18 protein-coding genes are annotated in these 15,967 nt (G+C 41.2%); 8 read left to right on the top strand and 10 right to left on the bottom strand.

The genetic code is table 11. The features are described 5' to 3' along the window. The first annotated feature begins 78 nt into the window (after nt 1–78). Nucleotides 79–384 (top strand): HNH endonuclease, encoded by a 306-nt coding sequence (locus ACIFOD_RS03050; RefSeq protein WP_397553336.1) that lies wholly within the window; start codon nt 79–81, stop codon nt 382–384. Nucleotides 385–448: 64 nt separating this feature from the next. Here ACIFOD_RS03050 and ACIFOD_RS03045 read toward each other — a convergent pair whose 3' ends face one another. From ACIFOD_RS03045 to ACIFOD_RS03020, 6 genes are all read right to left on the bottom strand, one after another. Next, nucleotides 449–667, bottom strand: a complete 219-nt coding sequence (locus ACIFOD_RS03045; RefSeq protein ID WP_113969909.1) for a spore germination protein — start codon at nt 665–667, stop codon at nt 449–451. 85 nt (nt 668–752) lie between these two features. After that, complete coding sequence (locus ACIFOD_RS03040) at nt 753–1,160, bottom strand: spore germination protein GerPE (RefSeq protein ID WP_430313414.1); 408 nt, start codon at nt 1,158–1,160, stop codon at nt 753–755. A gap of 3 nt (nt 1,161–1,163) precedes the next feature. Beyond that, nucleotides 1,164–1,343, bottom strand: coding sequence for a hypothetical protein (locus ACIFOD_RS03035; protein ID WP_060670356.1), 180 nt, complete (start codon nt 1,341–1,343; stop codon nt 1,164–1,166). Beyond that, the gene (gerPC, locus tag ACIFOD_RS03030; protein ID WP_428973626.1) at nt 1,318–1,947 is read right to left on the bottom strand and encodes a spore germination protein GerPC; all 630 of its coding nucleotides are present in this window, start codon (nt 1,945–1,947) and stop codon (nt 1,318–1,320) included. Before gerPC ends, ACIFOD_RS03035 begins: the two co-directional genes overlap by 26 nt. A 31-nt stretch (nt 1,948–1,978) precedes the next feature. Then, complete coding sequence (locus ACIFOD_RS03025) at nt 1,979–2,203, bottom strand: spore germination protein GerPB (protein WP_397553339.1); 225 nt, start codon at nt 2,201–2,203, stop codon at nt 1,979–1,981. 13 nt (nt 2,204–2,216) lie between these two features. After that, nucleotides 2,217–2,438, bottom strand: coding sequence for a spore germination protein (locus tag ACIFOD_RS03020; RefSeq protein WP_397553340.1), 222 nt, complete (start codon nt 2,436–2,438; stop codon nt 2,217–2,219). Between the two features lie 130 nt (nt 2,439–2,568). Between ACIFOD_RS03020 and ACIFOD_RS03015 the strand changes: the two genes are divergently transcribed. The 3 genes from ACIFOD_RS03015 (at nt 2,569) to ACIFOD_RS03005 (ending at nt 5,103) form a co-directional block, all read left to right on the top strand. Beyond that, nucleotides 2,569–3,756 carry a DUF418 domain-containing protein gene (locus ACIFOD_RS03015; RefSeq protein WP_430313413.1) on the top strand — a complete coding sequence of 396 codons (1,188 nt, stop codon included), beginning with the start codon at nt 2,569–2,571 and terminating at the stop codon, nt 3,754–3,756. Nucleotides 3,757–3,789: 33 nt separating this feature from the next. Beyond that, nucleotides 3,790–4,659, top strand: a complete 870-nt coding sequence (locus ACIFOD_RS03010; protein WP_430313412.1) for a fumarylacetoacetate hydrolase family protein — start codon at nt 3,790–3,792, stop codon at nt 4,657–4,659. Between the two features lie 72 nt (nt 4,660–4,731). Further along, the gene (locus ACIFOD_RS03005; RefSeq protein WP_428973629.1) at nt 4,732–5,103 is read left to right on the top strand and encodes a YisL family protein; all 372 of its coding nucleotides are present in this window, start codon (nt 4,732–4,734) and stop codon (nt 5,101–5,103) included. Nucleotides 5,104–5,181: 78 nt separating this feature from the next. Here ACIFOD_RS03005 and ACIFOD_RS03000 read toward each other — a convergent pair whose 3' ends face one another. Next, entirely contained in the window at nt 5,182–5,745 is a 564-nt protein-coding gene (locus ACIFOD_RS03000) for a DUF2777 family protein (protein WP_430313411.1), read from the bottom strand. A 148-nt stretch (nt 5,746–5,893) separates the two neighbouring features. Here ACIFOD_RS03000 and asnB point away from each other — a divergent pair, with 148 nt between their 5' ends. The 4 genes from asnB (at nt 5,894) to ACIFOD_RS02980 (ending at nt 12,005) form a co-directional block, all read left to right on the top strand. Further along, a complete protein-coding gene (gene asnB / locus ACIFOD_RS02995) occupies nt 5,894–7,750 on the top strand; it encodes an asparagine synthase (glutamine-hydrolyzing) (RefSeq protein WP_430313410.1) in 1,857 nt (618 codons plus the stop codon). 430 nt (nt 7,751–8,180) lie between these two features. After that, a complete protein-coding gene (locus tag ACIFOD_RS02990; protein WP_430313409.1) occupies nt 8,181–9,704 on the top strand; it encodes a phytoene desaturase family protein in 1,524 nt (507 codons plus the stop codon). Beyond that, on the top strand, nt 9,701–11,203 hold the full coding sequence (locus ACIFOD_RS02985; protein WP_430313408.1) for a phytoene desaturase family protein: 1,503 nt from the start codon (nt 9,701–9,703) through the stop codon (nt 11,201–11,203). Before ACIFOD_RS02990 ends, ACIFOD_RS02985 begins: the two co-directional genes overlap by 4 nt. Continuing rightward, nucleotides 11,169–12,005: a phytoene/squalene synthase family protein gene (locus ACIFOD_RS02980; RefSeq protein WP_430313407.1), complete on the top strand. Its 837-nt coding sequence runs from the start codon at nt 11,169–11,171 to the stop codon at nt 12,003–12,005. Before ACIFOD_RS02985 ends, ACIFOD_RS02980 begins: the two co-directional genes overlap by 35 nt. Before the next feature lie 97 nt (nt 12,006–12,102). On the opposite strand, the gene ACIFOD_RS02975 is transcribed toward ACIFOD_RS02980, so the two are convergent. The 3 genes from ACIFOD_RS02975 to ACIFOD_RS02965 all read right to left on the bottom strand — a co-directional run bounded on the left by ACIFOD_RS02975 (nt 12,103) and on the right by ACIFOD_RS02965 (nt 15,967). Further along, a complete protein-coding gene (locus ACIFOD_RS02975; protein WP_430313406.1) occupies nt 12,103–13,491 on the bottom strand; it encodes an ammonium transporter in 1,389 nt (462 codons plus the stop codon). Nucleotides 13,492–13,553: 62 nt separating this feature from the next. Next, nucleotides 13,554–13,895, bottom strand: a complete 342-nt coding sequence (locus ACIFOD_RS02970) for a P-II family nitrogen regulator (RefSeq protein WP_430313405.1) — start codon at nt 13,893–13,895, stop codon at nt 13,554–13,556. Between the two features lie 716 nt (nt 13,896–14,611). Further along, on the bottom strand, nt 14,612–15,967 hold the full coding sequence (locus tag ACIFOD_RS02965; RefSeq protein ID WP_430313404.1) for an MATE family efflux transporter: 1,356 nt from the start codon (nt 15,965–15,967) through the stop codon (nt 14,612–14,614).

Raw genomic sequence — 15,967 nt, 5'->3', positions numbered from 1 at the left:
ACTTGCCTTCAAAGTGGTTTTTTTAAAGTGATAAAAATAGGGAATATCTATACTAAACACATACAGGAAGGGCTTGAAATGAGTAAAAAAACGATTGGTACATGTGAATTATGCTCTCGTCAAAATGTAGAAACCACGATTCATCATCTGACACCTAAAGAGGTGGGGGGAACCTTCCTTCCCACAGCACAACTTTGTATCCCTTGTCACAAACAAATTCACTCCCTCTATACAAATGATGAATTGGGCGTAAGATTGAACACCCTCGAATACTTGAGGGGGGATGAAAAGATTCATAAGTTCATTAAGTGGATCCGAAAGCAGCCTTCCACTAAATTGGTGAAAACGAGGAAAAGCAATGAACGTAAAAAAAAGAAACGGTGAGGCTATTTCACTTCGCTTCTTACCCAGATAAAAAAGCAAAAAGCTATAATATCGCTTTTTGCTTTTAGTTATTCCCTGTTATCGGTTGATCCACAACATTACAATCAAATGTGGTATTCACACTGAATACATTGTAGGTTAACTGAAAGGGACCTGTATTGAATCCACCAGAACCACCAAAAGTTTTTGATGCGGACTTAGGTGAAATAATACCTGTATCTCCAAACTGAACACTTCCTCCACCGACATTAAGAATAGAGACAGGACCTACTAAAGCGGGCATATTCAACATCCTCTTCATATATATCTATACAGTTAACCTATGTGAAATAGGTTAGAATGTTCATGTTCCCTATTACTGCGTGTTTCTAGTTTGGTTGATCTATGGTTTCGAACGTTTGTGGATCTTCATCTATTTTACTTTCAAGCTGTCGGATGTGCTTGACCCTCGATTCCATTGCTACATTTGAGGTGTTTCCAATATGAACAATTGAAGAAAAAGCCGTTGCCCTGATATAAACCTGGTCAACTTTGATTGGACAAAGGTTTAGGCGGCTGACCCTCACTGCGGGATCAATGGAAGGTCTTTTAAGTGGAGCTTGAAACACTCTGGAATCAAAGCTTCCTTCACTCGTTAAGAAAAATTCTTTTTCCCGCTGTACTGCATAGGCAAATGATAGGGCATTAATATTTTGGGAATCGCCTACTTGATAGAGAGAGCTAAAGGATAAAGTAATTCCATCTAATTTATTTACAATCGAATATCGCTTAAACATATACTATCCTTTTGGTGTAAGAGGAACGAATGGGCCGATGATTAGGGACTCTGGTGGTGTATCGAAGGCAGAAGTGAGCTGAATGATGTCAGCATCCCCGATCAGGACCAGGGAAGAGCTTGCCACCCCTGCAATATCGATACTGCCAACTGACAATTCACGATTGATTACTTGGAGGTTCATTGTTATTCATTCCTTCCATATTTTCCGGCATTTGTGACATGAAAGAGAAGAGGGCCGTTTGGATATCTTTTTTGATTTTTGAAATGATTTTTCTTTCCCATTCCTCTTCGGATTGTTTGGACTCGACATGTGGTATGTTTTCAAGGTAAAAATCAATTCTCTGCGGCATCTGATTTAATAGGTCTTGCTGTACCATTTCATAATAAGAAGGGTCCAGTGATCGTTGGAATTGCATTTCATTGTCTTGAATCAGGGTAGGCAATTCGGTTTGAATGTACGCTTGTATTTCATTCGTTATTCTTTCTTTGTAGGGGGTTAGATCTTTGATTGAATTGACATTCACATTTTGGTCTACGGCTAAATCCTCTATGGTATCCTTTAAATTACTAGGATTCAGACCGATATTCAATGTGCCGTCAAGGGACTCGACTTTAAGCTGATCGAACTTATATTCAATTCTTTCTACATTAATCTTTGGTGATTCCTTGATCGTCATTAATTCTTGTGATAGCTCATTTACTTTTTGTTCTAACGCGACAATTTTCGTATTCAACATGTCAATATACTGATAGAGTTGTTGTGGGGTCATATAGTAATTAGTCATCCTGCCACCTCTTTCTTTGTCGCGGGTTCTTTTATGGGTTTTGAAGAGGAACTAAGGGTGTTGCTGATGGTCCCGTTGAAACACTGCCATTTTTTTCAGCTTCAGGAGCGGGTTCCGTGAAACCACCGGTATTATAAAGATAGTCATTTGTGTTTATTTGACCACATGTACCAATTTGTAAAACGGAAGAATTGGACATTCCTCCAATTTTAATAAATTGAATCTGTATGGATTGTTGAACATAATAATTCGTCATTTTCGCATCACACTCATAGGTTAAAGTTTATTCCTTGATCCACAGCATCGTCATCCACAGTATAGGTTAAGGAGTTTTCATTGTAGACGGAAATTCCTCTCCCTGTAATAAACGAACCTGCACCGGCAAAGGTTTTGGCTGTTGATATTGGACTAATGTTAAATACATCTCCAATGTGAAAAACGCCACTGGAACCGACGTTTATGACTTGTGCAATTCCTACAATTGCGGGCATTTCGACTCACACCTTTAAGACAAAGTTAATTATTGTTATTCTATGTGAGAAGAAACAATAGGTGATAATCGCCTAATTTCACATTTGGAGTTAAAATGAAATTAAGATTATTTTTTCGGAGGAACTATTAATGAACACTTTATCGCCAACCGAACATTCAGAACGTATTGTAAGTCTTGATGTGATTAGAGGATTTTCATTACTTGGAATCTTTATCATCAATATGATTTCCTTTCATTCACCATTTCTTTATCTTGACCCCTATTCCTGGTGGAAAACACCTGAAGATGTCGCTTTGTATCCATGGATAGATGTATTGGTCCAAGCAAGCTTCTATCCTCTATTCGCCATGATGTTTGGATATGGGTTAGGCATTCAGCAACAAAGGGCAACTGCTAAAAGAACTTCTTTCTATTTATTTGGAATCAGAAGGCTTCTTATCTTATTAGTGATTGGCTCCATACATGCTTTCCTTATTTGGTCGGGAGATATTTTAATTAACTATGCCGTATTCGGTCTGCTGCTGCTCTTTTTCATGAGGCTGTCTGGAAAGGGATTATTGTGGGTAGGGGGATTATTATTTCTGCTGCCTCAATTATTTTTTAGTATTCTGCTAGTATTAATGACTTTCGCGGATCCGACTGGTGTAACCCAGTTCACTGATATCCAGTCGCTGCAGAATTCTGTTGCCGCATATGCATCTGGAAGCTTCAGCAGTATTATGGAGCAGCGTTTTCAGGACTGGTATGCAGTGAATTCACCAGGTAATCTCATATTCTTATTACTTTCTATCTTGCCAATGATGATGATTGGGGCCGGGGCTAGTAAACTGCAACTATTGGAAAAGGTAAGAGATTATAAGAAGACATGGATTGTGATAGGAATCTGTACTTTGGTGATTGGGATCTTCATTAAATTAATGCCACTATTCATTCAGTCCAATTTTGCATATGCGTATATTCAAGACTTTTTGGGAGGTCCGTTCTTATCAGTATCTTATGCAATAATCCTCTCATTATTAATGTTGAATGAAAAAATCATGAAAGGGAGCAAGCCTTTAGCCTCAGTAGGGAAAATGTCCCTGACGAACTACCTCATGCAATCGGTCATCGGCACCCTGATTTTCTATTCGTATGGATTTGGACTGTATGGAGAAGTGACGTTAACGACGGGGACTTTGCTGGCGATTGGCATATATGCTATCCAAGTGATCATTTCAGAAATTTGGTTATCCAAGTTTAAATACGGTCCTGTTGAGAAGCTGTGGCGTGTATTAAGTTATGGAAAAAGCACTGTGGTTAAAAAGGGAGAGTTATAGTTTCTAAAGTCAAACGAAGGGGATGAGTAAGGGATGAAATTTGTTAGCTTTCAGGTTGGGGATAGACAGACGTATGGTGTAAAACGAGATGCCAGAATTGTAGAGTTAGCAGGTTTGCACGGTTTACCTCAGGATTTACTTGGCGGGATAGAACGGGGGAAAGGCTTTCTTCAAAAAGTTATAAGCATCCTTCAGGACATTTCCTTAGATTGTCCGTCATATTCTCATGATGAGGTAGAGTGGCTTTCACCGCTTCCAAAAGTGAAGAGGAATATTATGTGTGTAGGAAAAAATTATCGTGATCATGCCATTGAAATGGGTGGGGAGCAGGATATCCCGAAAGACATCATGATTTTCACAAAAGCGACCAATACCGTAGTGGGGCATGAAGTAACAGTGATGAATCATGAAGATATCACGGAGCAGCTTGATTATGAAGGTGAGCTTGCTGTAGTGATCGGAAAGAAAGGGTTAGGGATTTCTCCACACGACGCTATGGAGTATGTGTTTGGCTATACGATTTTGAATGATATAACCGCTCGGGATCTCCAGAAAAAGCATGGCCAATTTTTTATCGGTAAGAGCCTGGATACAACATGTCCGATCGGTCCGTATCTTGTCACGAAGGATGAAATCGTCGACCCGCAGAATCTGGAAATCACGACGAGGGTAAATGATGAAATCCGTCAGTCTTCGAACACAAGTGAAATGATATTCACCATTCCCACCATCATTTCTACGTTATCAAAGGGGATGACGCTTGAGCCTGGTGATATCATTGCGACCGGGACACCTGCTGGAGTTGGAAAAGGCTTCAAGCCTCCGCTTTTCCTGAAGAAGGGTGACAGAGTGGAAATCGAAATTGAATCTCTGGGAATTTTGACAAATCAGTTACAGGCCTAGTTAAAATTTCTGTTGGAGTAAAGACTATGGTAATATTATGAACGTATACTATCTACCTGTAGGAGGTTCATTATGTTTGATAATACACATGCCCATATTACAACTTGGGTGATTGCGATTATTCTTTTCTTTGTAGCGGTTGGCTTACATAATGCAGGAAAGAAAAAAGGCATGAAAGTTGTACATATGATTTTACGGTTATTCTACCTGCTCATTATTTTAACGGGTGCCTTATTATTCTGGAAGCATCAAGGAATTAATCCTGCCCTATATGGCATTAAAGGATTGGTTGGAATCTGGGTCATCGGGATGTTCGAGATGGTCTTGGTTCGCTTAAATAAAGGCAAGAGTACGAAGATGTTCTGGATTCAATTGATCATCGCTTTAATCATTGTTCTTTATTTGGGATTACGTTTGCCTCTGGGCTTGAATTTTCTTGGATAGAGAAGGAATAGAAAAAAAGCAAATGTATGTCGGATACCGGCAGGCATTTGCTTTTTTCTATTTGGGTGTATGAATGGATTAAATGTTAAAACTTTCAATCACAATTCGTCTCCCCGTACTTAATGTGAATTCAAAGCGGTCCCGCTTCTTTTTGTAATAGGTGAAGTGATGCTGGACCGCACATACTTCTACACCATTATCGAAGGTGATGAAGTTAACTCCTTCTTTGATCTTTTGATTTCCAAGGAAAACCAGGTGGTTATGGCAAAAGATACTATCATAAATAGAATAACCCAAATTGTTCAAGGCCGTTGTAAACTGATGAAAAGCATCATCAGAAATCTCTTCCAATAAATTCTCCAACGAATACAATATATTCTTCTTTATTTGAATTCGATCGCCATTCTCGATTCTTAATCGTTCGTACGGTGTGACAATCATTCCATCTTCCAACAATACACCTGCAAGCCAGTCTCCATTTCTATAAACTTTCAATTCATGATTGAGGTAAAATTCGAGCTCAGACTCTTCCTCGGCATCAATTTCGAAAAAGTACCACGTATCATCTTCGAAAAGAGCAGTGCCTTCGGAATAGGACCTTTTTTGGGATTTTAAAATGTTTGATCGAAATGTGTTGCTCAAGTGAATATCCCTCCTTAACTACATTTCTTGTCATAATTATCATATTTCATTCATGTGAAAATTGATTGAGACAATTAACCATTTCCTGCCCGGAGCATAGAATAATTTATGTGTCCGTGAGCCCAGTTTGTTTGATTAGAAAGTGAGGATGATCACCATGTGCGGAATTACAGGTTGGATTCATTATAAACGAGATTTGTCTGATCAAAAAGAAGTAGTGGAAAAAATGGCAGAAACCCTTTCTAAAAGAGGGCCAGATGAAACGAATGTATGGATTGACCAGCATGTTGCGTTTGGTCATAAACGATTGATTGTAGTAGATCCTGCAGGAGGAAGACAGCCCATGAGCATTCAGCATGACGGGCACCTTTTCACCATCTGCTACAATGGAGAACTTTACAATACAGAAGATTTGAGAAAAGTACTTATTTCTAAGGGTTATACCTTCAGAGGACATTCTGATACGGAGGTCCTGTTAACATCTTATATAGAGTGGCGTGAGGATTGTGTCCATCATTTAAATGGGATTTTTGCCTTTGCAGTGTGGGACAGTGAAAAGGAGCATGTATTTATAGGCAGGGACCGAATGGGCGTAAAGCCTTTATTTTATTTTGAAAAGGAAGAAGGAATCCTCTTCGGTTCCGAACTCAAAGCGTTACTGGCCCATCCGGATGTTTTGCCCCAGGTGGATCATCAGGGATTGGCGGAAGTATTGGGACTGGGGCCATCCCGGACGCCTGGTAATGGAGTGTTTAAAGGGGTGAAGGAGCTCCGTCCTGCTCATGCTTTGCTATTCTCCAGAGATGGCTTGAAAATATGGAGATACTGGAATGTGAAGAGTGAGGAGCATACAGACTCATTTATTGAAACAGTGTCAAAGGTCCGCTTCCTTTTGACTGATGCCATCGAGAGACAGCTCGTTTCCGATGTGCCACTTTGTACGTTCTTATCAGGCGGACTGGATTCAAGTGCGATTACCGCGGTGGCAGCGAACAGCTATAAAAAAGAAGGAAAAGGGAAACTTCATACCTATTCCATTGATTATGAAGAAAACGAACAATACTTTAAAGCTGACGATTTTCAGCCTAATTCCGATGCACCATGGATAGAAAAGATGACTTCGGAATTCGATACCGAGCACCATCGCTGTGTCATCAGCCAACAGCAATTGAAGGACTATCTGACTGAAGCGGTTCATGTAAGAGACTTACCGGGAATGGCAGACGTTGATTCATCCCTATTATGGTTCTGCCGGGAAATTAAACAGGACTTCACGGTTGGATTATCAGGGGAATGTGCGGATGAAATATTCGGTGGTTATCCTTGGTTTCACCGTCCTGAAGATTTCGACCGCAGAGGATTTCCATGGATGCGCTCCACGGCTGAGCGTCAAGGTCTTCTAAAAGAAGAATGGAGCAAGAAATTAAATCTGGAAGAATATGTGCTGGAGCAATATGATCGCACAGTGGCAGAAACCCCATTATTAGAAGGGGAAAGTGAAGTTGAAACGAAAAGAAGACAATTATTCTACCTGAATTTACTTTGGTTCATGACGACTTTGTTAGATCGTAAAGATCGAATGAGTATGGGGGCAAGTCTAGAGGTCCGTGTGCCATTTGCTGATCATAGACTCGTAGAATACGTCTGGAACATCCCATGGGAGATGAAAATGCACGAAGGAAGAGAAAAGGGAATTTTACGAAAGGCTCTTGAAGGAGTATTGCCTCACGAAGTCCTTTATCGTAAGAAAAGTCCGTACCCAAAAACCCATCACCCTGAGTACACGAAGCTGGTCAGTGACTGGTTGAATGAAATACTCGAAGACAAATCAAGTGTTCTCTATGAATTATTCGATGAAGAAAAACTGAAAGAAATCGTTGCAACAGGCGGATCTGCCTTCCAGGTGCCATGGTACGGCCAACTCATGACCGGCCCCCAGCTACTTGCCCACCTGGCACAGATTCATGTTTGGTTTAAGGATTATAATGTTGAGATTGTGGAATAGTAGACGTACGAAACAGGTGAGCTCCTTATATGAAAGAAGCTCACCTGTTTTTGTTTGGGTAAGTGAGCCACTGGTTCTGTGATCCTCCGTCGGTCAACTGACCCGGTAATTATAAAGAATTAAGAGACGGGTACAAACATAGATTTAAAGTAATAATGAAGGGAAAAGGAGGCATAGTAAAAGGAAAGAAACCTTTTGCATGCCTCTTTTTCTCTTTGTAAAAGGGCCAAGCTCCTACATAGAGTTGAAAAACCGAAATCCTATTTTTTGTGTTTATTTAATGGGAGAAAAGCTGGTTTTACTGAGAAAAAAATAAAATCTGAAAAAATAGAGTTTAAACTTTGTTTCTACCGGAAAAGAGTTGTATAATTAGTTGTATAACAATTGTATAATGAATGTACAAATAAAAAACACACTGGAGGCTATAACAATGGCCAAGAAAATGATCGTCATAGGCGCTGGTCCAGGTGGCTTGGCAGCGGCAATGCTGCTGGCCGGTAAGGGATACGACGTAGAAATATATGAGAAGCAAACATTTGTTGGCGGACGAAACGGGGCTGTCACCATGGATGGATATACGTTCGATATTGGACCCACGTTCCTAAGTATGCCGGAAATTGCTGAGGAATTATTCGAGGCGGCAGGAAGGAATCTTCACGATTATGTGGATTTACAAGAGCTCTCGATGATGTATGAACTTATATTTAAAGATAAAAGAGTGCGGATGTTTAAAGACCCGGAGCGGCTTTCTGAAGAAATCGAGCGTCATTATCCAGGGAATGCAGAAGGATATACACGTTTTATGAATGATACTCGTAAAAAAATGGAACGTTTAAAACCGATTCTTCAAAGTCCGATGGATCGATATTATCAATATATCAGCTGGAAGGTTTTGAGAGCACTTCCCCAACTATCATTAGGGAAATCACTTTATAGTGTGTTAAGTGATTATTTCACCGATCATGAATTGCGGTTAGCTTTTACCTTCCAATCGAAATATTTAGGGATGTCACCGTGGGAGTGTCCGGGAGCATTCTCGATTCTGTCCTTCATGGAGCATGAATATGGCATTTTTCACCCTATCGGAGGGTTAAATCAGCTATCGAAAGCCATGGCCAAAGTAGTGACGGAGCATGGAGGTTCCATTCATTTGGGCCGGGGGGTAAAGAAATTGTGGATTGAAGATCGTCATGTGGTGAAGGGAATCATTACGGAGGACGGAGAGAAGGTTTCCGCAGATGAAGTCATCATCAATGGAGATTTTGCTCATGTGATGAGTAACCTTGTAGAAGGTGGGGTTCTCAAGAAATACAGTAAAGAAAAGCTGAAGAAGAAGAAGTATTCCTGCTCGACCTTCATGATCTATCTTGGAATCGATAAACAATTTGATCTTCCTCATCACAGCATCCTGTTTGCAGAGGACTATAAGAAAAATGTGGAGGAAATAACGGAGACGTTTACACTTCCCGAAGATCCCTCCATTTATATTCAGAATGCTTCTGTGACAGATAAGACGCTTGCTCCTCCAGGACATTCCACTTTATATATCCTTGCTCCCGTTCCGAATAATGTAAGCGGGATCGATTGGACAGAGAATGAACAAATGTTCCGTAATCTCGTTCTGGATGCAGTTGAAAGCAAAACGAACTTAAAGAACATTCGGGAACATATCCAGGTTGAAAAAATCATTTCGCCTCATCATTGGGAGGTAGACTTCAATATTTATCAAGGTGCGACCTTTAATCTCGGTCACCAATTAACTCAAATGATGGCACTCAGACCTCATAATAAATTTGAAGAGCTTGAAAACTGTTGGCTGGTCGGGGGAGGAACCCATCCGGGAAGCGGGTTGCCTACAATATTAGAATCAGCACGGATTACAACGAATATGCTACTGAACGAAGATCCGTCCTATTCCTTCACTAAAGACCAAACAATGGGGGGAGCATTATGAAAACGGCGGTTGTTGGATCTGGTATCGGCGGGTTGATATCGGGACTGTTACTTTCAAAAGATGGTCATGAGGTTACCGTTTATGAAAAGGAGTCAACCATTGGTGGGCGGCTTGCCTTTGTTCAAGAAGGTGAATACAAAATTGATAAAGGACCGACCATCGTGCTCCTGCCTGAAATGCTGCTTTCCATTCTCTCAGAAGCAGGAATAAATACAGACGAAATTGAATTCGTCCGTTGTGATCCTTTGTATAATGTTCATTTTGCAGACGGTCAAACGTATAAAAAATATGCTGATATGGATAAGCAATACGAAGAAATCAAGCAGCAGTTTCCTGGGGATGAAGATGGGTTTCTGAAATTCATGGAAGATATGGATGAACGATTTAAGATCGGTAAGCCTCAATTTCTTGAATCCTCATTTTTAAAAACAAAAGACTATCTGAACCGGGAAACGATTGCCTCACTGATTAAGTTAAAAGCATATCGAAATGTGATGGGGAATTTAAGGCATTATTTTAAACATGAAAAACTCCAAACCGCTTACGGGCTTCAGACCTTATATATTGGCGGGAATCCCTATACGACTCCTGCGATTTATAGTTTAGTATCTTATAGCGAGCATAAACATGGGATCTACTATATAAAAGGTGGTTATGCCAGTCTTTTGGATCATGTGCAGCTGGCATGTGAACGAAATGGTGTAAACATCAAGACATCTTCACCTGTCACAGAAATCGAGACTACTGGGGATAAAGCGACTCACATCGTCCTCGGAAATCGTAGAGAAGAAATAGATGCAGTGATCATCAATGGTGATTTTCCTACGGCAACCAAACTAGTAAAGAAGAATGAGTTTAAACCTTACAAGCCTTCATCTGGTTGCGTGCTAATGTATATGGGCGTGGATGGGAAGTTTGAAGAAAAGGAAATGCACCAATTTTATTTAAATGAATATTTCTCTGACAATATGGAGGATATTTTCAAAAATAAGAGAATTCCTAAGGAACCTTCATTTTACGTATTTAATCCGTCTAAGGTTGATTCATCCTTGGCACCTGAAGGGAACAGTGTCCTATACGTCCTAATCCCTGTTCCGGTTTCCGAGAAATTGGACTGGGAGGAAGCTTCAGAATTTCTTTCCAATTACGTATTGGATACAATGGAGAAAAGGGGCTTCGAAGAGTTAAGAAAACGAATTAAGTGGATGAAAGTCAGGACACCAGAAGAGGCAAAACAAGAAGGGTTATATTCAGGGGGAAGCTTCGGTATTGCACCCAGTTTAGGTCAATCAGGCCCGTTCAGGCCACAGGTACAACCGTTTGCAGAAAAGAATATCTTAGCTGTGGGAGCATCCATCCATCCTGGTGGGGGAGTACCGATCGTCATGCAGGGGGCAAAACTCGTAGCTGAAACCTTCAAAGAACATAATAAAACGGAGTCGGAAAGGAAGGATGTGACCTTACATGAACAAGATCTTGGAAGCATACGATCATTGTGAGAATATCATTAAACTTCACTCAAAGACATTTTACAGAGCATTCTCCCTGTTACCAAAGGACCAAAAAAAAGCTGTATGGGCAGTATACGCATTCTGTCGCAGAGTGGATGATATCGTAGACGAGGGGACGAAACCTTCTGAGCAATTACTGCAATTTGAAATGGAATTCGAATCGTTTTTAACAGGTTCTTTTAATGAAGAAGAACATATATGGGTAGCCTTGGACGATGTATTTAATCATTTCAATATGGACATCGGAGCTTTTCGGGATATGATTAAAGGGCAACGAATGGATTTGAACGGGAGAATTTATGTGACGATGGATGATGTACTGGACTATTCTTATCACGTTGCAAGCACTGTAGGGTTAATGCTTCTTCCTATTCTTGCTCCCGGAAAAGAACATCAATTAAGGGAAGATGGTATCTACTTAGGTTATGCCATGCAGCTTACCAATATATTAAGAGATATCGGCGAAGACCTGGAAAGAGGGAGACTATATATCCCGCAGGATTTATTAGTTAAATATGAATATACCGTAGCAGAATTCATGGATCATAGAAATAATGCTGCATTCCAGTCCATATGGGAAGAAATGGCCAGGATTGCAGAAGACTATTATGAGAAAGCTTTCCGTACAATGAATCTTTATCCTATGTATTCAAGGACCCCGGTGAAGGGTGCGGCATTATTATATCGGGCCATCCTGGGTGAGGTAAGAAATAATCACTATAATGTTTTTTCCAAGAAACATTTTGTATCAAAAGATTTAAAAGAAAAAATCATTTCAACGATTTCGTAAATAAGCCCGTATGGAAGCTTTAGTGGAAGCTTTCCATATGAGCTTATTTTTGTTGGGAAACGAAAAAAAGAGCCGCTCCGGGCAGCTCCAAATCTAATTATATTGTGTTTCGTTGATTCATGGTTTCACTCACTTTACCTGTTCCGATCGAATTTAATCGGTCAACTAAATCAGATCCAAAAGGAGAAGAGGAAGAAACGTTTGATTCTAATACAGTATCCTTTAATTCATAAGCATTCGACCCATGCTCTGTAAAGTCCAGTCCTGAAAGTTCTTCTTCACGTGAAACGCGAATACTTGCCACTCTCGTTACGATGAACAGGAACCCTCCGACAGTGACGGAGGTCCAGGCAATAACGGCTAATACGCCCAGGGCTTGGGTGGCTACTAAAGAAACGCCCCCGCCATAGAACAAACCGTTTGAAACATCAAACAACCCAACGGCTACTGTACCCCATATCCCGCAAATTCCATGTACGGCAATGGCCCCTACAGGATCATCGACTTTAAGTCTGGAATCGATTACGGTTACCGCTTCAACAAGGATCACTCCTGCAATAAGCCCGATAATGAGAGAGCCGACCAGTGATACATTGGCACAGCCGGCGGTGATACCGACAAGTCCTCCCAGTGCTCCATTTAACGTCAGGGAAGGGTCGATTCGTTTAAATCTTACTAACGTATAGAAAGCGGATGAAAGAATGGCGGCTGATGCTGAGAATAAAGTGGTTGTAATGACATGAGGTACAAGCGTTGGATCAGCGGCCAGGCTGCTGCCTCCATTGAATCCAAACCAGCCGAACCAAAGGATGAATACCCCAAGGGCACCGATCGGGATATTATGACCAGGAATGACATTCACTTTACCTTTATTGTATTTGCCAATACGTGCTCCAAGAAAGAGTACCGTAATGAAGGCTCCGACAGCACCTGTTAAATGAACGACAGTAGATCCGGCGAAATCGACGAATCCAAGCTCTGAAAGCCATCCGCCACCCCAAATCCAATGTCCGACAATCGGATAAATGATTCCGGTCATGGCAATGGTTAATAGAATATAACTTTTAAGCTTCATACGTTCAGCTACAGCACCTGAAATGATCGTTGCACATGTAGCGGCAAATACGGATTGGAATAAGAAGAAGCCGATATCTTCACGTCCTGAAAGGAGAAAACTGTCAGTACCGATGATGCCTCCGGATGTTCCTCCAAACATAAACCCAAATCCGACAATGAAAAACAGTACAGAAGCAATGGCTACAGTTAAGAAGTTTTTCATCAGGATATTAAGAGAGTTCTTGGCCCGGGTAAATCCGGTCTCGACCATGGCGAATCCAGCGTGCATGAAGAACACAAGGACTGCAGCAATCATGACCCATAGAGAGTCAACGGATGCTTGAACAGATTCTGCGGTAGGGGCCGCAGCGAGAGCAGTAGTGCTCACAAACAGTGACAGAAGCAACAGAGCAGAAATTTTTTTAATCAATGGTATCCCTCCGAAATTGGTTTGGTAAAGCGGCTTAGTGATTGAGTCAAGAATGAAGTGATCTATAAAACGGCTTTTTTTCCTCGTTCACCTGTACGGATGCGAATGACATCCTCAACCGGATAGATGAAAATCTTTCCGTCTCCTACGGTATCAGTACTGCAATGTTCAACAATGAGACCAATGATGTCTTCAACCTGACCATCGTCGACGATCATTTCCACCTTCACACGGGGGACTAACTGCAGTTCGAATTTATTCCCTCTGAAAATCCCTTGCTTTCCTTTCTGCTTTCCACAGCCAGCTGCTTCTGATACGGTTAGTCCGCTGAATCCACGAAGGCATAAAGCTTCTCGCAGGGACAAGAATGCTTCTGCACGAATAATCGCTTCTACTTTTTTCATTGTTCTTTCCTCCTTTTGTTTTTGTTCTTTCATTCTTGGATTAATCGATTCTTTGATGTTAGATTTTGTGACATGAATAAGTTATATTATTTATCATATTCAGAAAATAACAAAAGTTCAAGTGTTAATTCGTAATGTAAGTGTTTTTATGTAAAAAAACTTAACATGAGTTAATGGATGCGTTTTCATTTGGAGTAAAAAAGAGGTTGGAACAAAACTAAAAAACCACGACATATAGACGAACATTTTCAGCGTAGGTTCTTCATGCCGCTAATGATTTCCGTGCAAGACTACGCTTTCCGCGGGTAGCCCGTGAGCCTCCTCGGCAAGCCTGCGGGAAGAAAAGTGGAGGGGCTTTGTTCAGAGGCGGGTGGCATAAGGCGAAACGGCCACGAAGGCGTTCTTTGCCTTCTTGGACGGTTTGACTTATGACATGTGCCTCTAAGCCCCGGAGCTGGATGGGTCTCACATAAGCTACTTTTCCCGCAGGAGTCTTCGTCTTGCACTCCAATCAACCGCTGGAAAGAGATAAAATCAAATGTACCGTAAACAAATAAAAAACCCGAACAAATCTGCTTTCTAGTAGGCAGATTTGTTCGGGTTTTACTTAGATTAAAACACTTTTGTCCCAACCTTTTTATAAAAAGAGGGAGGGTAGCGGTGGTCATATGGACTTGCGTCAAGGTTCGCAACCACCTAAAGGAAGGTCCGTCCCTCTAAATTGAGCTTTCCTCACTTTTGACAAATCGTTTGTGGATCCATATTTTGGATCGCCAGCGTTTGAGCATGATGAGGCCTCGGAGCCATTCATCGGCAATGAAGGAGATCCAGATTCCGATAAGGCCGAGCCCGAACCAGATTCCTAATATATAGGAGAGTGTAACGCTCACTCCCCACATGGATAATATTCCCATATAGACTGGGAAGCGTACGTCACCTGTTGCTCTTAGTGCATTAATGACAACTAAATTGAAGCTTCTGCCTGGTTCGAGAATGATGGTCAGGTAGATTAATGTTTTACCAAGAGAAATGATTTCTTCGTTGTTAGTAAATATTCGCAGCAGCGGCTCCGCTGCGATAGAAAAAATCCCGGCCATAATGAGAGAGATGAAGATAGCAATCTTTAAACTTTTCAAACACCGTTCATAGGCACTGTCAAATTGTTTCGCTCCGATCATATGACCAATGATAATTTGAGTTCCCTGACTGATCGCTACGCTGAATAAAAAGATAAACATCATCAGGTTTTGTGCATACACTTTGGTGGTCAATGCGTTCGTCCCGATACTAGCAATGAAATACGTAATGACCATTTGTGAACCATTATAAGAGAGATGTTCTCCTGCAGAAGGAATTCCGATGCGAAGTAAATTCTTCACATGCGAAATGGGTAAACGAAAAAGTCTCTTGATTGGAAGAGCGTTAGGAATCCGTTTGGTAATCACGATGATGCTCACGATAAAACCGATCAGTCTCGAAGCAATCGTGGAAATCGCTACCCCTTCTACTCCTAAAACAGGAACGCCAAATGGACCAAAGATAAATAAATAATTCCCGATCACATTGATGATATTCATTCCGATCGTAATATACATGGCGTCTTTCGTGTAGCCGTAGCTCCTCATGATGGAACCGGCTGTCATGATCAATGCCTGAATGAAGGCGAACCCTCCAACGATTTTTAAATAAGAAGAGGCTTCATTCATCAGGGAACGGGGGAGGTCCATTGAAAGCAGGATCGGTTCACTGAAAAACACAAGGGCGATACTCAGGAAAAGACCGAATCCTAAGTTAACGGCAATGGATACGATGGATACTTCTCCTGCCAATCGGTCCTCCCGGGCTCCCAGATGCTGAGCAACAAGAATGGCAGTACCTGTTGCGACAAATCCAAACATGACAATAATTAGAGAAAGGATTTGATTGGAAACCCCGACGGCTGCAACAGAGTCATCTGAGTACTGACTGAGCATTAACGTATCGGCATTTCCCATCAGCATATGGAGAAAGATTTCAATGAAAATCGGCCAAGTCAAGGCAAAGAGGGTCATGTTTTTTTGAGTCTTGCTCAT

The organism is Rossellomorea sp. NRS-1567 (genome assembly GCF_050467885.1).
GTDB classification, from domain to species: domain Bacteria; phylum Bacillota; class Bacilli; order Bacillales; family Bacillaceae_B; genus Rossellomorea; species Rossellomorea aquimaris_C.
Note: the sequence above shows the minus strand (reverse complement) of the source record. Positions and strands in the feature narration are given on the sequence as shown.